The sequence below is a fragment of the Hymenobacter puniceus genome (assembly GCF_014333525.1).
In the GTDB taxonomy this organism is placed as follows: Bacteria; Bacteroidota; Bacteroidia; order Cytophagales; family Hymenobacteraceae; genus Hymenobacter.
Window position 1 is genome coordinate 861,904 of record NZ_JACSCX010000001.1, and the last position, 23,325, is coordinate 885,228.

The following is a 23,325-nucleotide window of genomic DNA, read 5'->3' on the forward strand; positions in this document are numbered from 1 at the left end:
CAGGTAACGATACTATTGTCGCAATAATCCGGCCGAAGAACCTCCAATTAACCTTGATCATTCGGGCTAACCTGCCGAATGCCTATCCACAGTAGCATACCAACTTCCAACGAACAGCGTAGCGCCGAAAACTTAGCACAGAGCCGTGCACTAGGCATGAGGCACCGTCCAATAAATCGTGAAGGTCGTGCCTTCACCTAGCGTGCTGGTGACTTCTACATGGCCACCCTGGCTGCTCACAATCCGCTGCACGAGGTACAGCCCAACACCCGTACCGTCAACATGCGTGTGCTGTCGGGAAAAAAGCTGAAAAATCGGGTGCGCCGCATTATCTACGTGCATGCCCAGGCCATTGTCGCGCACTTCCAGCGCTGGGTGGCCTTGAGCAGTCAGGAAGGTGCGTAACACAATGTGCGGGGGCCGGATGGGATGACTGAATTTCAGGGCATTACTCACTAGGTTATGCACCACAGAGCGTACATTAGCCCGGCTATAGCGTAAGCCCGGCGCCTCACCAACCTGCACTTCAATTCGAGCGCCGCGCTGCATAATTTCAGGACGCAGCCCCAGTAGAATTTCCTCCAACACCAGCGCCAGGTCCAGCACTTCTACCGGATCCTGCTGCTGCCGCTGTGTGCGCACAGTGGTGGCTAGATCAATCAGCGTGGTATCTAGCTGCACCAAAGCCGAGTCCACCATTTCCAGCATCAGATCCTGCTCGGAATCGGTGAAGGCCACTGAGCGCCGCAGCTCCTCAAACAAGCCCCGCAGATTATTGGTAGGCTGCCGCAGGTCGTGGGAGGCGGCATACACGAAAGTGTCGAGGTTGTGATGAGCGCGCGACAGTTCATCGTACTGGGTTTGCAGCACCTGCCGCAGTCTATGCTGCTCTTCGATGTCGGAGCAGGTGCCAAACCAGCGCGGCCCGCTACCGGCGCTAAGCTGCCGGGCCCGGATGGTGTGCCAGCGGTATACCCCGTCGTGGCGCCGCATCCGATATTCGCCTTCAAACTCCTCGCCGCTGGCCACGCTCTGCACCCAGCGGCGGGCGGCAGCGGCCTGCTCTTCGGCCTGCAACAAGCCCACCCAGCCGGTAGGGCCCAGCTCAGCTTCCGTCAGGCCAGTGTACTCGTGGGTGTACTGATTGTAATAATCAACCAGGCCCTCAGCCGAAGCCGTCCACACCAGTTCTGGAATGCTGTCGGCCAGAAAGCGCAACTCGGCTTCGCCCCGGCGGCGGGCTTCACTTAGCTCCCGCTCCTGGTGTACTTCGGTGAGAGCACCGTGCCAGAATACCGGAGCATCGGGCGGATGGATTTCAGGCAGCGACCGGCTAAGCATCCAGCGGTACATCCCATCGTAGCGGCGCAACCGGTATTCAAAGTTCCAGCCGGCCCCCGCCCGCCGGCCGGTTTCAGCTTCGTACAGCACACGCAGCCGGTCTTCTGGGTGAATCAGCAGCGGCCAGATGGCCGTGAGGTCGGCGGTGGGCGGCTGGCCGGTGAAGCGGTACCACTGGGGGCTGACGTAGGTGACTTTACCAGCGGCATCGGTGGTGTACGTAATAAGCGGGGCCGTTTCGGTTAGCACCCGCAACCGGGCATCGAGGTGGCGGGTAGCCAGCAGCAGCTCGTGGGCGCGCTGCCGCGATGATTCCTGCTCACTGACATCAACCGCCAGCAGCAGCAGTCCGGCAATCTGGCCCTGTTCATCGTGGTAGGGCTGCACCGATAAGTCGTAGCAATGTTCCGGGCCACAGGCCAAGGCTTTGGCCAGATACTGTTCACCATCACTATAGATACGCGGCAGCACATCGAGCAATACAGCAGGTAGCGCCCCAGGGTGGTCGGCAACGCGCTGGCCCAGTGGCCCCTGCCCCACCAACTCACGCATCCGGTCGTTGACGAAAGCGTACCGCAACTCAGGCCCCGACAGGGTAGCAACCCCTGCGGGCAGCTGATGCAGCATCTGCTCAAATGGAAGAGTAGGTATCAAGCAATGGTGGCAAGTGCCCCCGCCAGCCCTGAAGCCAGCATGAGCCGATAAAACATAGGACTTGGCATCCTAAGCGCGCGCAGGCGGGAGCTTAGTTTGACGAAGCCAGCTTGTGCGAATACGGCTGCGACGGATCGGGCCCGAATACGGCGAGCCGCACCAGTTCCAGCAGCATGGCATCGGCAATGGGCAACGACTCGGGCGCAGGTGGTACGTAGTGCGGCATCAAAAACCCCTGCAGCTTTTGGAAACTGGCAGCGGCCAGCGGATGAAAGGCCATTGACCACTCTGCAAAGCTGCGGGCAGCAATGGGCCGGTCTATCAGCTTGCGCACATGCGAGTGGCGGCCATCCGAAGCAATACGCTCAAATAAGCTGTCAACAATAGCCTCCTCGCCCTCAAACAACTGGGCAATGTTGCCATGACTGTAAAATAACACCCCCGTGATGCCGTGGCGGGCATTGTCGTGGCGGCTTTGGTCAAGCAGGTGCTGTAGTTCACTGTCGGTTAGCGCATGCACTGCGCGGCTCATGTACACGATATGCTTCATGCTGCTAAAATAGTATGCTCCTGACTTTATTGTTGAGCTCCTATTATCTTTAACCTATAGAATCCAGACCAGGTTTCAGCTGGGTGTTAGTAAGCTCCTGCCATGGAGCGCAGCACTCCAGCAAGGCCGCAGCCGCTCTTCGGTTGGCGAACAGCTTACTTGGTCAGCTGCATGTTGGTTGATCCTATAGCCGGATACTGAACGCCAGCGGCTCGAATACCAGTTCATTGGTGTACGTATTCACTACCAGACGTACGCCAACTTCCAGTGGGGTACGCAGCCGCAGCACGTTAAACAGCGCTGCCACGTCAAGCCCTGCATTGCGGTAGTTGCCTGCCCTCGATACGCCGGTACTGCGGCCCTGCGCCACATCCAGAAACCCAGTGGCCCTCAGCCGCTGCACATACAGCAGCCGCCCCACCGACCAGTGCGGAAACGCCAGCGGCAGATAGTAGTCCAGCGAAGCGGCACGCAGCCTATCGAAGCTCACGTAGTTTTCGCCGCGCGGGAAGCTGACAGCCGAAGCAAACTGATACTGCCGCTGCTGCTGGCTTTGGTAGCCGGCGCGCAACCGCAAGCTGTGGTGCTTGCCCAGGCCGGGCACGTACACACTACCCTGCGCGCCCCACTGCTGCGCCGCCAGTCCGGCTCCAAATGGCGTGGCGCGCGAGGTGAGCAGCAGCGTGGCACCCCAGCGCGGCGCCACGTCGCGGGCACTCATCTTGAGCTGGCGCACGTAGCTGAGCGTGGTTTGCAGCGCATGCACGGGCTGGTCGGGGCCGGGCTCGGAGCGGAACCGCACCGGCAGATCGTAGCCGCTGACCTGCTCCAGCAGATAGTAGCTGCTCAAGCTCAGCGCCGACAGGTATTTCGAGCGGGTGAGGGTGAGCGGCAGCCGAAGGCCGGCCGTGAGGCGCGTGGTCTGCCACCGGTCGGCGCGGAGGCTGTCGAGCGGCTGGTTCCGAGCTCGGTCGATGTAGCGTGCAGCGTTGCGGCCGCCGTGGCTGATTTCGGCATCGAACACCGGATACTTACCCTGGTAGCTAAGCCCGCCGAATACGGCGCCGGTGCGCTCGTTCTGGTCGTAGCTGACGCCGGCTAAGGCCTGGGTGGTGCTCAACAAATCCTGCGAACGAAGCCCCAGGCTGACGCTGTTGCCGGTGGGGCTTTGCACCACGCCCCAGCTGAACACATTAAAGGCATGCCGCAGCACCGAGTAAGGCCGCACCGGGTAGCGCGCCGCTGAATCTTGGCGGGAGGCAACTCCCAACAACGGAACTATGGTAGCTGCCCCCGGCTCCTGCGCCGCCAGTGCGGCAACGTAAGGCTGGCCGGCATCGGCGGCTTCGGGCGGTACGGCCGGCACAGGGCGCCAGGTGGCCGGCTGCAGTGGCATCTGCACAATACGCGCCCCGGTGGCCCGGAAATCATGAAACGCCAGCTGCTGCCCGTCCGGCGACACGGCGGCCTGATAGGCGCCGAGCGGCCGCGAAGTCACTTGGAAAACCTGGCCGGTGGTGGTATGCACCGCATATACATTATCAATTCCCGACTGCGGCGAATTGTAGAGCACATAGTCGGACCAGGGCTGGGGGTTGGTCAGGTTGATATTGGCGACGGGCAGCAGCGCCCGCACTGCGCCGGTAGTCAGGCTGAATTCTTCCAGGGTTTTGCCAGCCGGTTTCAGCGTGACGGCCACAATACGTTGCCCATCAGCCGTGAAGCGGGGCTGTAAGTATAGGTCGTTCTGAGGGTTGGGCAGGGTTTGAAGCACGGTGCCGGTGCGGGCATCAAGCAGGTGCAGGGCGTGGTGATAGGCAGAGTCGGTTTCCACGGCTACCAGCCGGGTGCCATCGGGCGAGAGGGCGGCGGCCGTGTAGCGGTGGTGGCGGCCCAGGCGGGAGAGTTTGCCGGAAGCCAGGTCCAGCACTTTCAGCTCGGAATAAATGCGCTGGCCCCAGCGGGCATCGGGCTGGAGTTCGGGCCACACCGCTTTGCCGCCGCCCACGCTCAGCTGCTCGGGCAAATTCAGCAAACCAGGCACAAACAGCTTCTGTTCCTGGCCTTTCCGGCTTAGCAGCACCAGTTGCGCAATGTCGCCGAGGCCACTTTTCAGGGCCAGCACCGTGCTGTCGTTGAGGTACTGCGGGTACTGATATTCGGTGAGCACCTTGCCTTGATATTGACCGGCCAGCTCCCGCGCTTCAGTAGGCTGCAGGGCGCGCTGCTGAGCGCGCCACACAGAATCCAGCTCCTGCATGGTGCGCTGGTAGAGCTGCTCTACGCGCAGGCCAGTGGTGCGCTTCAGGCCTTGGGAAAACGAAAACGGGTAGAACGGAAACCGATAGTAGGCGGTCAGGGCCCGGTCCCAAACGTCGGGGCCGTAGTGGGTTTTAGCGTACGACGTGAGGTAGTAGCCCAGTATGTACCAATTAGGCACCTGGTCACGCAGGGAGCCATTTACGGCCTTTTGGTAGCTATAGCGGCGGTCAGCAAGCAGGTTGGCACGCAGGCCGGCTCCAAACTCCGGCATCCGGCCCCGGCCGCTGCGCGTCAGGGCGGTTTCAATACCCACGGCATCACCCTCGAAAAACCATTGCGGCACGCCCACGGCCGCCACACCCAGGGCACCATCCCCGAGCAGCGGCCCCAGCACACGCCCAATTCCCTGGCGGCCTTTCTCGAACTGCACCACGTGGCGGTATTCGTGCACCACCAGCCCATCCAGCCAATCGACGGTGCCCAGGCCCATGCCCTGCTGCGGGGTGCTGAAAAACTCGGCGTGGCGCGGCAGAAACGTAACGAAGCCGTTGCTGACGCTGGTGCGCGTCTGCATTACCACGGCAATAGGCCGCGGGCTGACCCCCAGCGTGGCCGAGCCCGGGCCGTGTATCTGCTCCAGCCGGCGGGCCGTACGCTGGGCAGCTTCCTGGAAGCCCAGCGGGTACAGCACCCGAAAATGCGGCGTACGCACTTCCTGCCAGCGCAGGGCTGGTGGGTTCTGGTCGAGAATGGGCAGGCTTTGGGCATAGCCGGCCAGGGCCGGAGCAGCCAAAAGGGCCGCAATAAAGAAGACAGAGCGCATAGCGGAAAGATAGAATGTAATGCCCCTAACTGCGGCATCAATTCCAAGCATTCCCGGCACCCTAGTCTTGCCACAGCAGACTTACTTTACCCTATCAACTAGGTTATAGAACAGCAAAACCCTTCCCGAAACGCGGAAAGGGCTTTGGAGGCAGGCTTTAGCTGTCAAACAGCTACTTGGTCAGCTTGATGGCTACTACGCGTGGGCCACTAACCGTGAACTTGCACTCATTGAAATCGGGTGGGGCCAGAGTAGGGCGCACGTTATTGGAAAAAGCAAACGGCTCAGTTGGGATGCCCACAAAGTTTTTATCCAGCTTGTCGTTGTTGTTCATATCCTGCGTGATGGCCACGGCCCACTCCCCATTTGGCAAGTCTACGGGCAGCGTAATCTGGTTATGGCCGGCGGGCAGCACCACTTTCTTGAACACGTAGCCTTGCGGCTTCAGAAACTGGTCGCGCAGGTTGTAGAAATACAGCTTCACAACCGACTGCGTGGAGGCCAGTGCCGAAACAACCACTGTAATTGAGGAAGTACCTACCGGGTTTCCGGCCGAAGCCGGAGCGGCAGCCAGCAACCCACTGGCAGCAAACAGGATAGCGCGCGTCGAAATTATCATAGACCAGGCAGGACACTTGTGAAACAATGCAGGCCCAACACGCAGCACTTCTAAAAAAGTGCCACAACCAGTATTCCGGTCAGTTGCGCGCAAGGGGCCATCAATATAGCCAGAAACCCTGGGTTTGCGTGCCTATGCCTGCGCTATATGTCCCATCCTTCCAGATCTTCAGCTTGCGCCGCGTGGCAAATTTCGTCGAAGAGCATTTCTATCTGATACGGGTCGGTATTAGGATTGAGCACCCAGTTGCTGAGTGCGTGGCAGTATACTTTCAGCATTTCCACCTGGCCAATTCTGCCGACCACTTCTTTATGAAATTTGCGCATACGCGCTGCCATTTCTTCCCGCACCCGCGGGTTGAAGGAAGCACTGCCAGCAGGGAAATGAGCGTCATTAAGATTTGACATAAAGGCTATTTTTTTGAATAAAATCACGATACGTCAACAGTAAGGAAGAGGTTGGCAGCAACTCGTGTACAAACATGATTTGCATCTATTGGCAACAGTTTTGTGCCGAATCGAGGTGGTATAGCAGCCTGCTGCAACCATGCATTTTCATTCTGCTTGTGCTATTTGCTGGAACGCGTCATCCATTCCTTGTTGTTGAGCTTTCACCTGACAAGTCCGGTAGGGATGCAACTACGTATAGTAGCCCGTTCTTTTCCTTTCTCCACTGTTTTGCTATGCTTCCATTTCTGAAAAAGAATCCATACCTGCTGGGTTTGCTACTGCTCACAATGGCCTGCTCTCAGCAGCGCCCTGCTGATGCTCAGGCCCTGAGTCGTTCCACGGCCGGCGGCCTGCCCACGGCCGCTCAGGCCAAAGGCTTGGCTGTAGCTACATTTGCGGGCGGCTGCTTCTGGTGCACCGAAGAAGTGTTCGAAGAACTGAAAGGGGTGCAGTACGTGGTGTCGGGCTATGCCGGAGGCAAAGAGGCCAACCCCACCTACGAGCAGGTAGGCAGTGGCCGCACCGACCACGCCGAGAGCTTCCAGGTGTACTACAACCCCGCACAGATCAGCTACCAGCAGCTGCTCGACGTGTTTTTCCTGGCCGCCCACGACCCCACAACCCTCAACCGCCAGGGCCCCGATGCTGGCGCGCAGTACCGCTCAGTAGCCTTCTTCCGCACCCCGCAGGAAAAGCAGCTTATTGAGACCACCATCAAACGGGTGAATGCCTCCAAGCACTACGCCAGCCCTATTGTGACGCAGGTGACGCCTTTCACCAAGTTCTGGCCGGCCGAAGACTACCACCAAGGTTACTTCCGTCTCCACGGCGACAATCCGTATGTGCAGTCGGTGTCGGTGCCTAAGGTGCAGAAGTTTCGCAAGGCTTTCCCACAGCTTCTGAAAAACCCACTGTAAGCAGGGTCCCAGCCAATCGCCCCTGTCGGCAGCGGCCATGTACCTCGTGCGTGGCCGCTGCCTGGTTTAAAGCAGTGTCCAGGCCAGCCATAGCCAAACCACTATGTTCTGTAAGTCGCTGTATCTTGCACCACCGCTCCGCTTGCTCTTCCCACACCTATGCTCTGGTCTGATATCACTGAAACTGCTGCTGCCCGAACCCTGATGCGGGATCTGCAGCCAGTGCCTATGCTGGATGCCTTGCCGCATCTGGCGTGGCTTTCCACCCCCGATGGCACCGTTATTCACTGCAACCGGCGGTGGCACAGCTACACAGGCGCCCCGGCCGATGCCCTGGCTGATGGAGGATTTGTGGACTATCTGCACCCCGACGACCGTGCCGAAGCAGCTGATGCCCAGTTGCGCCACCTGCCCAGCGGCAAAACCATGGAACTGCACCTGCGCTGGCGTGGCCACGATGGCCGCTACCGCTGGTACCTCGACCGGGTAGTGCCCCTGTATGGCGATGATACCAGACTGCTGGGCTGGCTGGGCACTTCTACAGACATTGATGAGCAAAAGCGGGCCGAAATTCAGGAGCGCCGGGGCCGGGAGCTGTTTGAGTTGATGGCCCGCGCCACCAACGACCTGATGTGGGACTGGGACATGACCTCGGGCCGGATGTGGTATAGTGAGGCCTTCTGGCAGATGGTAGGCTACCCGCCCCGCCCCGATACCGAAACGGTGGCGTTCTGGCTGAGCCTGATCCATCCCGACGACTTGGAGCGGGTACAGAACGGCGTGCAGGACGACCTGACCACCAGCGCCAAGCTGTTGGAGTCCGAGTTTCGTCTGCGCCGCTCTGATGGCCACTACCTGACCATCCAGGACCGCGCCTGCGTGATTCATGACGCGGCGGGCCTGCCAGTGAGGATGGTGGGAGCCATGCGCGACGTAACCGAGGAAGCAGCACTGCGCGAGTAGTGGCGTATGAGTTGACATCGAACGTCATGCAGCGCAAAGCGAAGCATCTCGCTAGTATAGTGATTGTACCACACTAGCGAGATGCTTCGCTTTGGGCTGCATGACGTTCTATTATATTACAGCTCATATTCTACCCTGCATGCCGTTTTCTCTACCTGCTTCCAAGCTACCCGACATCGGGACCAGCATTTTCTCCGTGATGACGCAGCTGGCCCAGGAGTGCGGGGCCATCAATCTGGCGCAGGGCTTCCCCGATTACGACCCGCCGCTGGCGTTGCAGCAGGCGCTGGCCCGCCACGCCACCCTGCCAGGCCACCATCAGTACGCCCCCATGCCAGGCTTGCCGCGCCTGCGCGAAGCAATTGCCCGCAAAACAGCCCGTGTCTATGGCATAGATGCGCCCGATCCGGCCACGGAAATTACGGTTACGTGTGGAGCTACGGAGGCCTTATATGCGGTGCTGGCTGCAGTGGTGCATCCCGGCGACGAAGTGCTGGTGCTGGAGCCTGCCTACGACCTCTACGGCCCGGCCATTCGGCTGCAGGGCGGCGTGCCGGTATACGTGCCGCTGCCTGCCCCCCACTTTCGCCCCGATTGGGAACAGGTGCGGGTAGCTCTCTCGCCGCGCACGCGGCTGGTTATGCTCAACTCGCCCCACAACCCCAGCGGTGCTGTACTAACTGCTGCCGATCTGGATGCGCTGGCTGCTATTCTGCGCGACACCGGCACGATGCTGCTCAGCGACGAGGTGTATGAACATATGGTGTTTGATGGGGAACTGCACCGCAGCGCCCTACAACATCCGGAATTGCGGGAGCGGGCATTTGTGCTGTCGTCGTTCGGCAAAACGTATCACGCCACTGGCTGGAAAATGGGCTACTGCATTGCGCCGCCAGCCCTCACGGCCGAAGTGCGCCGGGTGCATCAGTTCCTGACCTTTGCCGTGAGCACGCCCACCCAACACGCCCTGGCCGATGTGCTGGAATCCGGCACCCCCCACGATCAGCACCTGCCCGGCTTTTATCAGCACAAGCGCAACCTGTTTCGGGAGCTGCTGGCTGGTTCGCGCTTCGACCTGCTGCCGGTGGCCGGCGGGTACTTTCAGCTGGCCCGTTACGGCCGTATCTCTACGCTGCCTGATGTCGAATTCGCCCGGCATCTTACGCGGGAGGCAGGTGTAGCCGTGGTACCTGTGTCGGCCTTCTACCACAACAGCCACGATGAAGGCCTGATTCGCTTCTGCTTTGCCAAACAGGATGCTACGCTACAGGCTGCCGCTGAGCGGCTGTGTGCGTTGTAAAAAGAGCAGCCTAGAATACTATCCGGCTTCCCGCCACCTACAATCTGGCAAGTGAATTTTTACGTATGTAAAGAAGAATGGCATGTTAATTATGCAAGGATATATTAGATAAAGCAAAGTATTTACTATATATTTCATATTATGTGTTTGGTGTTATATATGCAAAACCACACCTGATATCTGGCCTGCCGTACTGCTTCCTACTACACCTTTATTGCACCGTTTCTCATGGCCGATCTGACCGTTTCTTTTATCCAGACCTCTTTGCAATGGCATGACCCGGCAGCAAACTGGAAAGAGCTTCAACGCCATATCGATGAAATATCGGTATCCACTGACCTGATAGTGCTACCGGAGATGTTTACAACAGGCTTCAGCATGGACGCCGAACATCTGGCAGAGAGTATGGATGGCCCTACCGTGGCTTGGATGCGCCAGGTGGCTGCAGCTCGCAACGCCATTATTACGGGCAGTATTATTGTCCGCGACGAGGCAAGCCACTACTACAACCGCCTGCTGTGGGTGCGGCCCGACGGCACCCTCAGCTACTACAATAAACGGCACTTGTTTTCGATGGCTGGCGAGCACACCGTGTATTCGGCCGGCAACGAGCGCCTGATTGAAGAGTGGCGCGGCTGGCGCATCTGTCCGTTGGTATGCTACGATCTGCGCTTTCCGGTCTGGAGCCGCAACCCGATGCACGAACCCTACGACCTGCTGCTATATGTGGCTAATTGGCCCGCTGCCCGCCGTACAGCCTGGATGACGCTGCTACGGGCCCGTGCTATGGAAAACCTGGCTTACACCATGGGTGTGAACTGCGTGGGCATCGACGGCAATAGCCTGGCCTACGCCGGCGACTCGGCCTTGCTGGATATGCGTGGCGAGTATTTGGTAGAAGTCGGCAACCAGGAAACCGGTATTACCCGCACACTGCGCCGCGCTGATCTGCAAGCTTTCCGGGAGCGTTTTCCGGCTCTGCAGGACGCAGACCCTTTTGAGTTGCTGCAACCGTCAGCCGAAATAATTCGGCGCTGAATTGTCTTCTGAAAAGGCTGGGCGCAATAACAGCATAGCTGCTCGGTGCTGGCTGCAAAAACGAATGACATTCTGCGTATCCAATTGAAGCAGGCTTCGTGCCTATAAGAGAAGAGCATAAGTTTGCAGCCAGGCCAGCTTGCTTCGCCAAACCTGTGATGACAACTCATCTATTCAGTTACCACCAGCCGTTGCACGCCCGCTTGGCCAGCAGGCGTCTCACAGCGCACCACATACACACCAGCGGCCAATCCGCGCAAATCCAGCTGATGGCGGCGGCTGGGCATGACCATAGCGCGTACCACACGGCCCGTAAGGTCGAGCAGCGTGAGGCGGGCCGCGTAAGTGGTTTCAACAACAGTGGACGCCGTAGCCGGGTTAGGATACACGCGTAGTGGCAGAGCCTGCGCCGCGGCAGTCCGGGCGCTCAGCACCCGGTTGCGGGTGGCGGCTGCCAGCACGCCCCCGGCCTCCATCCCGATAAATAGTTCGGGGCTGCCGTCGGCATTTACGTCGGCGGTAGCCAGGGCAAAATGGTTGGGAGTGTGCGCGCCAAGGTAGCCATCATCGTAACGGCCCTGGGTGGCGTTGTAGAACAGGCTGGACCGGTCGAGAAAAGTGTTGGACTGACTCCGCAGATTAGCAAACAGCCGCACCTGGCCGCTGGCATCAGCTGTCAGCAGATCGGGCGTACCATCGCCATCGAAGTCGGCTACTACCGGCGAAAGGTTGATGGGGCGCGCACCAGCAGCCGTACGAATCTGGCCGTAATCGGCATTTGCCAGCACAAAAGCTGTTTCGGGTGTGTTGCTGCCGTTGTGGCGGTAGTAGCGCAGCGCCTGGCCGGGCATATCGGCGCGCGTGGAGTTGGTAGCGTAGAGCAGGTCGAGGAAACCGTCGTTGTCTACATCAAAGAAGCAGGCGTTATCGTCGAGGGCATTGGGCAGGCCGCTGATCAGGCGTAGGTCGTTGGTATCGAAGCTGGCAGGCTGCCCGGCGAGGGCACGGTTGGGGTAGTAGCCCAAAAATGCCCGCCGCCCAACGGCCGCATAGCCTGCACACACCAGATCAGGCCGGCCGTCGCGGTTGAGGTCGGCCACTGTCGGCCGTAATGCCCCGAATTTGCGCGCCGACAAGTTCAGATAATCTTCGGTGATGAGCTGATACACAGGCCGGGCGGTGGTGCCGGTGTTGCGGTAGTGCGCCACCGAAGCTACCAGCGGGCTCGTCGGCGTCAGGCGTTTCACACCAGCCACCAGCAAGTCCAGCCGGCCATCAGCATCTACATCCAGAAAAGCGGGGGCTGCCTGCGAGCTGACTTCCAGCATGTCCTGCTGCAGAAAACCGGCCGAACGCGGCTGTAGGTTGTAGGCTGGGCCAGTGCCGGCGTTTTCATACAGCAACACCGTGCGGCGCGTATCCACACTGTCGAGATTATCGAAAAGATTGGGAGCCGCCAACAAGTCGGGGCGGCCGTCGAAGGTCACATCCACTGCATAGCCAGCCGGGAAAAATGGAATCCGGATGGCCGTTGCCGCCGTGGGAAAATTGGCATTGGCCGTGGTCATGCGGGCCAGTTGGGGCGTGCCTTCATTCAGGGTTGCTACCAGTTCCGGGCAGTAGTCGCGCCCCATCAGGGCATCCTGGTCACCGTCGCCGTCGAGGTCGAGCACTGTAAAGCTGCTGCTGGATGAGTGCTGCGGCCGGGCCTCACGGCATAGCACCGGCGTAGCGCTGAATACATAAGAGCCACACTCACTCAGGCAGTTGCGAATATTTCCCCAGGCATCGGAAGCCTGCCCGAATGCCAGCCCCCCACAGGCGTCGGTGGCCGTATTCTGATACTGATAAATGGTGCGAAAATTCTCCCAGCTGGCCACTAGAATGTCGAGGCGGCCGTCGCCATCCAGGTCGGTAATGGCGGGCATGTTCGTCCCGACGTTGATATTAACAGTGCTACTGCTCCCGGGCAGTGTGGCCCGAACCTGGGACGTAATCAGCTGAAAAGCCGGCAGCCCGGCAGCGCCGGCCACGTTGCGGAACACGCGGATATCGGCGCCGTTTTCGGCGGCTGTGAACAGGTCGGGGCGGCCGTCGCAGTCGTAGTCGCGCAGCAAGGCCCAGTTGCGCAGGCCGGCCGGAAACAGCGTGGCCAGTTCGGGCGCGTGCTGCCAGCGGCGGGTGCCACCGGGCGCGGCAGCGCTGCGGTAGGTAAGCACCCGACGGGTGCGCCGATCAAATGCAAACAGGTCCTGCTGGCCATCCGCATCGAGGTCGATACTTGAAAACTGAGGCGAATCGAGTCCTCCGGCCCAGGCGTTGCGCAGCGTGTCGGGGCCCTGCACTACCTTTGCTACCTCTCGAAACTCAAAGCCAAAAGCCGTATTTTGCGCAATTGCCCGGCTAACTGAACCAGCCCAGGCAAAGCCCGTTAGGGTGAAAGCAGCGAGAATAAACCGTCGGAACATAGAAATACGTTTTTCTTGTAAGACACGAAAAGTAAGCTCCAAGTTACCACAAACCCCATGCAAGATATTGAGGCGCTCTACGACCGGTTTCGCGCCTGCACTGCCGTCAGCACCGACTCGCGGCAGCCGCAGAACGGAACATTGTTTTTCGCCCTGAATGGCCCCAGCTTCCGCGGTGCCGGCTTTGCGCCCGGTGCCATAGCGCAGGGTGCCCGCCATGCCGTCACGGACGACGCCACCCTGGCTGAGCAGGACCCCGAACACTACACTTATGCCCCCGACCCGCTATTGGCGCTGCAGGCATTGGCGCGCCACCACCGCCGCCAGCTTATTATTCCGGTGCTGGCCATCACGGGCTCAAACGGCAAAACCACCACCAAGGAGCTGGTGCACGCCGTGCTGAGCACCCGCTACAGCGTGCAGTACACGCGCGGCAACCTCAACAACCACATCGGCGTGCCGCTTACGCTGCTCAGCATCCGCAGCGGCGAGCATGAGCTGGCCATTGTGGAAATGGGCGCCAACCATCAGGGTGAAATTGAGCTGCTTTGCCAGTTGGCGGAACCCACGCATGGCCTCATCACTAATATTGGCAAGGCTCACTTGGAAGGCTTTGGTGGGCAGGATGGTATTCTGAAGGGCAAAACGGAATTGTTTCGGTTTCTGGCCTCAGTGGGGGGCACGGCTTTCATCAACACGCTCGACCACCGCCTGGCCGGCCTCACCGACCTCGTACCGCAGCACGTTACGTATCCTGGCCCTGCAGACACTTATCCGGCCACTATGCTTAGTGCAGCCCCACAGGTGGTACTCCGGCTCGCCGACGGAACCGTAGCCGAGGCCCATATCACCGGCGACTACAACTTCCCGAATCTGGCCGCTGCTGCCGCAGTCGGAGCATATTTTGAAGTTTCCACACAGGAAGTGGCTACCGCGCTGGCCGCCTATGCTCCTGCCAACAACCGCTCGCAAATGGTGCAAACCGGCCGCAACGAGGTGGTGCTGGATGCCTACAATGCCAATCCGAGCAGCATGGCTGCCGCCCTGCGCAGCTTTGCCACCCGGCCTGGCGTCTCGAATGCCGCCAAAGTGGCTATCCTGGGGGATATGTTTGAGTTAGGCGACGAAAGCCCAGGTGAACACCAGGTGTTGGGCCATTTGCTGGCCGAACTGCCTTTGGGAACCGTTGTGCTTATCGGCCCCGATATGGCCCGGGCCGCCGCCGTCGATCCGTCGTTCCGGTACTTTGCTTCCAAGCCCGAAGCTGCTGCCTGGCTGCAACAGCAGTCTTTGCAGGGCCGTCAGATACTTATTAAGGGTTCCCGCGGCATGGGCCTGGAGAGTTTGTTGAATTTGGTCTGAATCGCAGATTTTAGCGACAGTTCGTGTACCAGCCACTCCGTTGCGCTGATTGTGTGTGCAAACAAAAGAGGCTTGCCGTTTGGCAAGCCTTTTTTGTCTTCAAGCGTTTAGTCTTCACTTAAGTCCGACCAATCCTTCAAATCCGCATTCTAGAAAGGGCTCTGAAACTCAGCTAATGTGGGCAGCACCTGGTCTTTGGCAGAGATAGTAGGGTTCTGCACGCCCCAGTCGATGCCCAGCGCGGGGTCGTTCCAGAGCAACCCACCCTCCGACTCCGGCGCGTAGTAATTGGTGCACTTGTAGAGAAACAGTGTATTGTCTTCGAGAGCCGTAAAGCCATGCGCAAACCCAACTGGCACATACAGCATATTGAAACGCTGCGAGTCCAGCTCTACCGACAAATGCTGGCCATAGGTGGGCGAGTCGCGGCGGATGTCCACTACCACATCGAGGGCGCGGCCGGCAGCTACCCGCACCAGCTTGCCCTGGGCAAAAGGAGGCTTCTGGAAGTGCAGGCCCCGCACCACGCCCCGGTCGGAGCGCGACTGATTGTCTTGCACCCATTGGCCACTAATGCCGGCTTCAGCCAGCCTCCGCTCACTGAATGACTCAAAGAATGCGCCCCGTATATCCCCGAATACGCGCGGCAGAATTTCCACTACTCCGGGAATGTCAAAGTACTTAAACTCCATATAACTACGCTTAATCTGATAACGGGGCAGGTTTTAGGGCGCAAGTTAGGCAGATTTTGCGGCCCCTGAATCGTTATATCCTTTCTGGTTTGCCACGGCCGCTACTTCGCGCAGGTATTTGTCGAGCACAATTCGCTCATCAAATTTGGTTTCGGCGAGCTGGCGGCCGGCGCGGCCCATCTGCTCTAGTTCGGCGGCGGGCAGGCGCAGAATCTGCAGCATTTTGGCGGCCAGGTCGGCGGCGTTGCGCACCTCGCAGAGCAGGCCGTTCTGGCCGTCCACCACGGTTTCGCGGCAGCCAGGCACGTCGGTCGTAACAATGGGTTTGGCCATGGCGGCGGCTTCGAGCAGGGTTTTGGGCGTGCCTTCGCGGTAGCTGGGCAGCACCACGCAGTCGGCTCCCTGTATCTGGGCGGCCACGTTATCGGAGGTGCCCAGGTACTCGACGTGGCCGGCCTGCAGCCACTGCTCAAACACCACCCGCTTCACGCCCACGCCACCGCTTTCGTCTACGCCACCCAGCAGCTGCACCCGCGTGCCGGGCACGGCCTCGCGCACCAGTCGGGCCGCCTCGAAATATTCCTCCACGCCTTTCTCATAGAGCACGCGCGCAATCATCAGAAACACGAACGGCGTGTTGCGCTGGAACGTGGCAGCGGGCTGGAACTTGTCGGTGGCCACGCCGGAGCCGGGTAGCAGGTCGGTAATGGCGGGGCGCACCAGCTGGTGCTGCAGGAACAGCTGCCGGTCGTCGTCGTTCTGGAAAAACACCTTGCGCGGAAACTTGAACGCAAAGCGGTAGAGGCCCAGCGCCACTTGGCTCACCAGGTTTTTCACGATGAACACCGTGCCCAGCCCGCTTACGTTGTTCACGCTCGGGATGCCGGCCAGTTTGGCGGCCAGCGTGCCGTAGATATTAGGCTTGATGGTGTAGTGCAGCACTACATCCGGCTTTTCGCGCTTATAAATGGTGTAGAAGCGGCGCGTGAGCTGGGCATCCTTTACGGGGTTGGTTCCTTTGTTCTCCATCAGGATGGGCACGTAGCGGCAGCCCAACTCGGTTTCGAGGCGCTCGGAATAGGCATCGGGCGGGGCAATGGCCAGCACCTCGTGCCCGGCGTCCTGCAGGGCCTTTACCAGGCTGCGGCGGAAGTTCCAGATGTTCCAGCTTGTATTGATGACCAGGGCAACGCGCATTCTTCGAAGTGACAGGTGAAAAGCAAACAGACCGGGCGGGCCGGCAAAGGTACGGCAGCAAAGCAGGCCAGCCGCAGCTGCCGGAAGTTTCTGCCCGACTCGCCCGCCCCCGTACCTTTGCAACGGCGCCAAAGTTGCGGCTGGCGCCGTTGCAGCCAGTCGTAGTGCTGGGCCTGTTCGTCTTTTACTTCGCCATCTGTCACTCTCCCCAATGCCTGTCTTCTCGTTGCTGCTGCGCTTGCACCTTGTGGTGGTGCTTGTGTTCCTGTTGTTTTTTGCGCTGAAAGCCGGCCTGCTGTTTTTCAATAAGCATGATGCGCTGCGCCAGCTACGGGCCCGCACCCGCATCGTCGATTCGATGCTGGGGCTGCTGATACTGGTGTCGGGTGGCACACTGCTGGCCCAGTATCCGGGCGCGGCACCGGGTTGGCTCTGGACCAAGCTGGCGCTGGTGCTGCTGCTACTGCCGCTGGGTATTGCAGCCATGCGCCGCCAGCATAAAGCAGGTGTGGCGCTGGCACTGGCTGGCTTCCTGTATGTGTATGGTATGGCCGAAACCGGCAGCCTGACCCTGCGCCGCTCCACCGCCATATTGCCGCCCACCGCCGCTGGCCTACCCGAAACCACCGCTACTCCCGACGCCGACGCCCCTGTAGAAGATGCTCCGGCTGGCCTTTCCGACGCCGACGCAGCTACCATTGCCAGTGCCACCACCGAGGCTTCTGCGGCCACTTCCAGTCCGGAACTGGCCGCCGGACAGGTCTTGTTTACAAAGAACTGCGTAGTATGCCACGGGCCCGATGGCCAGCGGGGCCTCAACGGCGCCCACGACCTCACCAAAAGCAACCTTAACACCGCGGGCCGCGTGTACCTGGTTACCAACGGGCTCGGCAAAATGCCGGCCTTCCAGGGCCAGCTCACCGACGAGCAGATTCAGCAAGTGGTAGCCTATTCGCTCACGCTGCGGTAGACCTCCCGCGCCGTTGCCTGCTTTTTCATTTACCTGCCCCCCTCCTACCCACCTCTGATATGGCCAAAGAAGCTAAACGCCGCCAAAACAGCACCCGCCATCCCGGCGCCATCGACAGCGCCAAGGGACGCGCCGGCCGCATCCTGGCTAAAGGCAACAAAGAAGCCACCTACGAAACCGCCACGGAGGAAGAAACCGCCGTGCTGGTAGCCGTGCCCGATAAGCGCCAGGCCGACGCCCGCACCCAGGAATACTTGGATGAACTAGCATTTCTGGCCGAAACGGCCGGCGTGACGGTCACGCGCCGCTTTGTACAGCGCCTCGACAAGCCCGATATCCGCACGTTTGTGGGCGAAGGCAAGCTCGAGGAAATCAAGGCCTACGTGCAGCACAGCAACACCAACGTCGTCATCTTCGACGACGACCTTTCGCCCTCGCAGCTGCGCAACCTGGAGGCCGAGCTGAAGGTAAAAATCGTGGACCGCTCCCTGCTGATCATCGACATTTTTGCGCGGCGGGCTAAGTCGGCCACGGCACGCACGCAGGTGGAACTGGCGCAGTACCAGTACCTGCTGCCCCGCCTCACCGGCCTCTGGACTCACTTAGACAAGCAACGCGGTGGTGGCGTAAGCCAGCGGGGCCCGGGCGAAACCGAAATCGAAACCGACCGCCGCGTGGTGCGGGAGCGGATCGACTTCCTGAAAGAAAAGCTTAAGGACCTCGACAAGCAGAGCCACACCCAGCGCAAGAGCCGCGGCGGCGTGGTGCGGGCAGCGCTGGTGGGCTACACCAACGTGGGCAAAAGCACCATCATGAACCTGCTGAGCCGCTCCGACGTGTTTGCCGAAAACAAGCTGTTTGCCACCGTCGACTCTACGGTGCGCAAAATTGTGTTCGACAATGTGCCATTTTTGCTGTCTGATACCGTAGGGTTCATCCGCAAGTTGCCCACCCGCCTGATTGAGAGCTTTAAGAGCACCCTCGACGAAATCCGGGAAGCCGATTTACTGATTCACGTCGTGGACATCTCGCACCCCACCTTTGAGGAGCAGATGGAAGTGGTGAATGCCACGCTCAAGGACATTGAGGCCGCCGACAAGCCCATGCTGCTCGTCTTCAACAAGATTGACCAGTACCGCGCCGACGCCCCCGCCGATGCCGTGCCCGACTTTGAGGGCATGAACCTCGACGAGGACCTGCCTGTGCGCCCCTCGCTGGCCCAACTCCAGGACACTTACATGGCTAAGCTCCACGACCCGGTGATTTTTATTTCGGCGCAGGAGCGCGAAAATATCGATGAGTTGCGTGCCCTCATCACGCGGCACATCAGCAAAATTCACATGGAGCGCTACCCCAATTTCATCCCCGGCTTCAGCGTAGAAGAATAATCATATCTGAGCGGTAAAATATAAGCCCTGGCGTATTTGCCGGGGCTTTTTTGTGTTCTGGTGCCGCCATATTAGACCGTTGCCAGGCTGCTCTTCTGCTCACTCAGCAAGTAAAATGAGCTGCCGTGCACAACTTATATTTTATGATTTCGTAACGGGTCCTGCACTTTTATTGAGGATTTATCAATAAATTGGGCATAATCCCCATCACACCACCAGTAAAATCAGTTAACATGAAGAAAAACGTTTACTCTCTTGCCCTTGCATTTCTGGGTCTTACTTCGGCTGCTTTCGCACAGGATTTCCGTCAAGGCAACCTGGATCTGGCACCAGCCGGCCGCTCGTGTGCTGCCATGGAAGTATTGGCTGCTCAAATGAAAGCCGACCCAAGCCTGGCTCAGCGCATGGCCAACGTAGAAGCTCAGACTCGGGCCTTCGAGGTTTCGCCAGTGTTCAGCCGTGCCACTGCAGGTGTGGTCACGATTCCGGTAGTGGTACACGTGGTGTACAAAACAGCTGCCGAGAACGTATCAACGGCGCAGGTGCAAGCCCAGATTGATGTACTGAATCAGGATTTTGCAAAGATGAACGCCGATGCTAGCCTCGTGCCAGCTGCCTACGCCGGACTGGCAGCCAACACCAACATTCAGTTTGTGCTGGCCAAGCGTGACCCAAATGGCAACCCTACCACAGGCATCATACGCAAGCTCACCAAAACCATTTCCTGGAGCAGCAACGACGCGGTGAAGAATTCCAAGCGCGGCGGCTCTGATGCCTGGCCGGCCAGCTCTTACCTCAACTTTTGGGTGTGCAACCTGGGCCAGGGCCTGCTCGGCTATGCGCAGTTTCCGGGCGGTGCGGCCAGCACCGACGGCGTAGTAGTGCTGTATTCGTCGCTGCCCGGCGGCACTTCCCGCCCTTACGATAAAGGCCGCACGGCCACGCACGAAGTAGGCCACTGGCTGAACCTGCGCCACATCTGGGGAGATGCCAGCTGTGGCAACGACCTCGTGAGCGACACGCCTACCCAGCAAGGAGCCAACTACGGCTGCCCCAGCTTCCCGAAGGTGACCTGCTCCAACCAAGGCGACATGAGCATGAACTACATGGACTACACCGACGACGCCTGCATGTACATGTTCTCCACGGGCCAGAGCACGCGCATGAATGCCTTGTTCGCGGCCGGTGGAGCCCGGGCTTCGCTTGCCACGTCGCTGGGCGGCACCGCGCTGCGCCAGTCGGCTAGCACGGCAGAAGCTCAGAGCAAGGTGTCTCTGTTCCCGAACCCCGCCACCCAGACACTGAACGTATCGGTACCAGCCGAGCAGTTTGGCAGCTGGAGCGTGAAGGTATACGACCTGCGCGGCTACGAAATGAAGCAAGTGAGCTACGACAACCAAGGCCACATTGGGGTAGCTGGGTTGCCGCAGGGTTTGTATCAGGCAGTCCTCACGGATGGCAACCAAACGATTCGTCAGCGTTTTGAGAAAGAATAGCGTACTTAGCGCTGCTTCCGCTAGGTGTTGCAGCGCCCCGGTAGTATAGCCCTTCTGATTTCCATTTGCTCACCAGCACGAAAAGCCCACCTTATGGTGGGCTTTTCCTATTTAGGCCACCCGCTATTGCAGTGTGCAACAGCAACATGCTGATAGTACAAAAACAAACGCTTGTTTGGTTTTACCGACCCAGTGCTGCAACTGACTTGATTAACACCACAGAGGCTTTTTCACTTATTATTTGAAATTCATCCGACAAACGCCTTAGTATTTTGACATATTTTTAATAAGTTAGCCAAACCGTTCCCTTTTCCACAACCAAACTCATTTTCTTATGAAGAAAAATCTTTACGCAGTCCTGTTGGCGGCCCTTGGGCTGAGCTTCAGCACGGAAGCAGTGGCCCAGCGGCAGTGCGCCTCGATGGAAGTGCTGGAACGCCAGATGGCTGCTGACCCTGGCATGGCCCAGCGCATGCAGAATATTGAGAATGCAACCCGGCAGCTAGAGGCCAACCCTTTGTCTCAGCGCGGAGCAGCCCTGCTCGGCACCATTCCGGTGGTCGTGCACGTGCTTTACAGCAACGCCAATGAGAATATCTCCGACGCGCAGATTGCCTCGCAGATTGCCGTCCTCAACGAAGACTTTCGCAAAACGAATTCGGATGTAAGCAAGACGCCGGCCGCTTTTGCCGGCCTTGCCGCCGACGCCGGCCTGCAGTTTGTGCTGGCCAAGCGCGACCCGAACGGCAACGCCACCACAGGCATCGAGCGTAAGTCGAGCACCAAGACCTCCTGGGGCACCGCCGACGCCATGAAGAGCACCAGCACGGGCGGCCTCAACGCCTGGCCTGCTGGCCAATACATGAACATTTGGGTGTGCAACATCGGCGGCGGTATTCTGGGCTACGCGCAGTTTCCGGGCGGCGCAGCCAGCACCGACGGTGTGGTAATCGGGCCGAACTATTTCGGGCGTACCGGCTACCTCTCAGCTCCTTTCGACTTGGGCCGGACGGCCACGCACGAAGTGGGCCACTATCTGAATCTGCGCCACATCTGGGGGGATGCCAACTGCGGCAATGACCTCGTGAGCGACACGCCTACCCAGCAGGCCGACAACTCGGGCTGCCCCACGTTCCCGCGCCGCACCTGCGGCAACACCACCAACGGCGACATGTTCATGAACTACATGGACTACACCAATGATGCCTGCATGTACATGTTCTCCACGGGCCAGAGCACCCGTATGAGCGCCTTGTTCGGCACCGGTGGCAGCCGGGCTTCGCTGCTCACCTCGCTGGGCGGTACGGCCCCGGGCGGCGGCACCACGCCTCCTCCTACCACCGTTACGTACTGCGCCAGCAAAGGCAACAGCGTAGCCTACGAGTTTATCGACTACGTGAAGCTGGGCACCATCACCCGCACTTCGGGCGCCGATGGCGGTTATTACAATGGCACTGCCCTGAGCACCACGCTGGCGGCTGGCTCGTCGCAGACCATCAGCTACAGCGCTGGTTTCGCTGGCACGGCCTACACCGAGTACTTCAAGGTGTATATCGACTACAACCAAAACGGTTTGTTCACGGATGCTGGCGAACTGGTAGTGAATGCCGCTGGCAGTACCGCTACCACTACCCGCTCCAGCACGTTCACGGTACCAACCACGGCCAAAACCGGCAGCACCCGCATGCGCGTAGTGATGAGCGACGCTTCGGCTACTACCAGCTGCAACAGCTACAGCTACGGCGAAACCGAAGACTACACCGTAACCATCTCGGGTGGTACAGCCCGCACTTCGGCCCGTCTGGCTTCCACTGAGTACAGCGTATATCCGAACCCAGCTACCAGCGTGCTAAACATTGCCCTGCCCGCCGACCGCGACCTGAGCGCCGTGCGCGTGAAAGTGTACGACGTGCGCGGTGCCGAGCAGCGCCAGGCTACCTACAGCACCGAAGGTCAGCTCGACGTATCGGGCCTGAGCAAGGGCGTCTACATGCTCACCATCACCGATGGCCAGCAGGTGTCGCACCAGCGCTTCGTGAAGGAATAGCGCAAGCAACTTTTCACCGGCCACCGTTGGGGGCTGGGTGCTTTTTCAGAAAGTCCGCCGGATTGGCGGGCTTTCTTTTTTAGTGACCAGCCGATTGGCGGGTGCTATCTTGCACAGGTGGCCGATCATCGGGTCCGACTGCACAGTAACTTTTTTCAAGCACCACAGTAAAGAGGCCTGCTCTGGTCTGCGACTTTCCCATCTCGCTCCTTCTGCCCTATGAAAATCCTGTACCTGATGCGCCACGCTAAATCCAGCTGGAGCTTCGACGACCTTTCCGACGAGCAACGCCCCCTCAACGAGCGGGGCCGCACTGATGCCCCGCGTATGGGCCAGGCGCTGGCAGAGCGCAACATCAAACTCGACCTGCTGCTGGCGTCCACGGCTGTACGCTCCCTTACTACGGCGGCACTGGTGGCCAAAGAAGTTGAGTATCAGCACGAGAAAATTGTGGTGCGCCCCGACATCTACCACGCCGACCCCATGACGCTGCTCCGGGTAATCCGGGAGTCGCCGGATGCGGCACAGAGCGTACTGCTGGTAGGCCACAACCCCGGTATTACGGAGCTGGCCAACTTGCTTTCACCCAGCCCCCTGAGCGAGGAAATGCCCACTTCGGCCATCGTGTGCCTGCACTTTCAGGTGGAGCGCTGGGCTGACGCCGACACGCAGAACGCCGAGTTTTACTTTTTCGACTGCCCGCGCAACAACGAGTAACTGCTAGTCTTGGCCGTTGTGTGCTGCCAAGGCCACAGCCTCTTACCTGTACGGCAATCCTACTACTCCTGC

The 23,325-nt window shown here is 59.6% G+C and carries 18 protein-coding genes; 10 read left to right on the forward strand and 8 right to left on the reverse strand.

Annotation, left to right across the window (positions count from 1 at the left end; all coding sequences use genetic code 11):
• Positions 1–150: 150 nt before the first annotated feature.
• The 5 genes from H8B14_RS03685 to H8B14_RS03705 form a co-directional block, all read right to left on the reverse strand.
• Positions 151–1,995 (reverse strand): PAS domain-containing sensor histidine kinase, encoded by a 1,845-nt coding sequence (locus H8B14_RS03685; RefSeq protein ID WP_187314227.1) that lies wholly within the window; start codon positions 1,993–1,995, stop codon positions 151–153.
• A 91-nt stretch (positions 1,996–2,086) separates the two neighbouring features.
• Positions 2,087–2,545 carry a BLUF domain-containing protein gene (locus tag H8B14_RS03690; protein ID WP_187314228.1) on the reverse strand — a complete coding sequence of 153 codons (459 nt, stop codon included), beginning with the start codon at positions 2,543–2,545 and terminating at the stop codon, positions 2,087–2,089.
• Between the two features lie 184 nt (positions 2,546–2,729).
• On the reverse strand, positions 2,730–5,630 hold the full coding sequence (locus H8B14_RS03695) for a TolB family protein (RefSeq protein WP_187314229.1): 2,901 nt from the start codon (positions 5,628–5,630) through the stop codon (positions 2,730–2,732).
• A gap of 172 nt (positions 5,631–5,802) precedes the next feature.
• Complete coding sequence (locus tag H8B14_RS03700) at positions 5,803–6,249, reverse strand: DUF2141 domain-containing protein (protein ID WP_187314230.1); 447 nt, start codon at positions 6,247–6,249, stop codon at positions 5,803–5,805.
• Positions 6,250–6,392: 143 nt separating this feature from the next.
• On the reverse strand, positions 6,393–6,683 hold the full coding sequence (locus H8B14_RS03705; RefSeq protein WP_187314231.1) for a hypothetical protein: 291 nt from the start codon (positions 6,681–6,683) through the stop codon (positions 6,393–6,395).
• Positions 6,684–6,931: 248 nt separating this feature from the next.
• Here H8B14_RS03705 and msrA point away from each other — a divergent pair, with 248 nt between their 5' ends.
• The 4 genes from msrA to H8B14_RS03725 all read left to right on the forward strand — a co-directional run bounded on the left by msrA (position 6,932) and on the right by H8B14_RS03725 (position 10,916).
• A complete protein-coding gene (msrA, locus tag H8B14_RS03710) occupies positions 6,932–7,615 on the forward strand; it encodes a peptide-methionine (S)-S-oxide reductase MsrA (RefSeq protein WP_261989861.1) in 684 nt (227 codons plus the stop codon).
• Positions 7,616–7,774: 159 nt separating this feature from the next.
• Positions 7,775–8,578: a PAS domain-containing protein gene (locus H8B14_RS03715; RefSeq protein ID WP_187314232.1), complete on the forward strand. Its 804-nt coding sequence runs from the start codon at positions 7,775–7,777 to the stop codon at positions 8,576–8,578.
• Between the two features lie 139 nt (positions 8,579–8,717).
• Positions 8,718–9,878, forward strand: a complete 1,161-nt coding sequence (locus H8B14_RS03720; protein WP_187314233.1) for a methionine aminotransferase — start codon at positions 8,718–8,720, stop codon at positions 9,876–9,878.
• A gap of 228 nt (positions 9,879–10,106) precedes the next feature.
• On the forward strand, positions 10,107–10,916 hold the full coding sequence (locus tag H8B14_RS03725; protein ID WP_187314234.1) for an amidohydrolase: 810 nt from the start codon (positions 10,107–10,109) through the stop codon (positions 10,914–10,916).
• A gap of 170 nt (positions 10,917–11,086) precedes the next feature.
• Here H8B14_RS03725 and H8B14_RS03730 read toward each other — a convergent pair whose 3' ends face one another.
• Positions 11,087–13,384 (reverse strand): T9SS type A sorting domain-containing protein, encoded by a 2,298-nt coding sequence (locus tag H8B14_RS03730; RefSeq protein WP_187314235.1) that lies wholly within the window; start codon positions 13,382–13,384, stop codon positions 11,087–11,089.
• A gap of 57 nt (positions 13,385–13,441) precedes the next feature.
• On the opposite strand from H8B14_RS03730, the gene H8B14_RS03735 reads away from it, so the two are divergent.
• Positions 13,442–14,746 (forward strand): UDP-N-acetylmuramoyl-tripeptide--D-alanyl-D-alanine ligase, encoded by a 1,305-nt coding sequence (locus H8B14_RS03735; RefSeq protein ID WP_187314236.1) that lies wholly within the window; start codon positions 13,442–13,444, stop codon positions 14,744–14,746.
• Between the two features lie 149 nt (positions 14,747–14,895).
• On the opposite strand, the gene rfbC is transcribed toward H8B14_RS03735, so the two are convergent.
• The gene (gene rfbC, locus H8B14_RS03740) at positions 14,896–15,438 is read right to left on the reverse strand and encodes a dTDP-4-dehydrorhamnose 3,5-epimerase (RefSeq protein WP_187314237.1); all 543 of its coding nucleotides are present in this window, start codon (positions 15,436–15,438) and stop codon (positions 14,896–14,898) included.
• A gap of 45 nt (positions 15,439–15,483) precedes the next feature.
• Positions 15,484–16,635: a glycosyltransferase family 4 protein gene (locus H8B14_RS03745; protein WP_187314238.1), complete on the reverse strand. Its 1,152-nt coding sequence runs from the start codon at positions 16,633–16,635 to the stop codon at positions 15,484–15,486.
• 211 nt (positions 16,636–16,846) lie between these two features.
• Between H8B14_RS03745 and H8B14_RS03750 the strand changes: the two genes are divergently transcribed.
• The 5 genes from H8B14_RS03750 to H8B14_RS03770 all read left to right on the forward strand — a co-directional run bounded on the left by H8B14_RS03750 (position 16,847) and on the right by H8B14_RS03770 (position 23,253).
• Positions 16,847–17,605: a c-type cytochrome gene (locus tag H8B14_RS03750; protein ID WP_187314239.1), complete on the forward strand. Its 759-nt coding sequence runs from the start codon at positions 16,847–16,849 to the stop codon at positions 17,603–17,605.
• Between the two features lie 59 nt (positions 17,606–17,664).
• Positions 17,665–18,993, forward strand: a complete 1,329-nt coding sequence (gene hflX / locus H8B14_RS03755; protein ID WP_187314240.1) for a GTPase HflX — start codon at positions 17,665–17,667, stop codon at positions 18,991–18,993.
• Positions 18,994–19,226: 233 nt separating this feature from the next.
• Positions 19,227–20,489: a M43 family zinc metalloprotease gene (locus H8B14_RS21285; RefSeq protein ID WP_187314241.1), complete on the forward strand. Its 1,263-nt coding sequence runs from the start codon at positions 19,227–19,229 to the stop codon at positions 20,487–20,489.
• Between the two features lie 334 nt (positions 20,490–20,823).
• Positions 20,824–22,536 (forward strand): GEVED domain-containing protein, encoded by a 1,713-nt coding sequence (locus tag H8B14_RS03765; protein WP_187314242.1) that lies wholly within the window; start codon positions 20,824–20,826, stop codon positions 22,534–22,536.
• Between the two features lie 219 nt (positions 22,537–22,755).
• Complete coding sequence (locus tag H8B14_RS03770) at positions 22,756–23,253, forward strand: SixA phosphatase family protein (RefSeq protein WP_187314243.1); 498 nt, start codon at positions 22,756–22,758, stop codon at positions 23,251–23,253.
• Positions 23,254–23,325 lie beyond the last annotated feature (72 nt).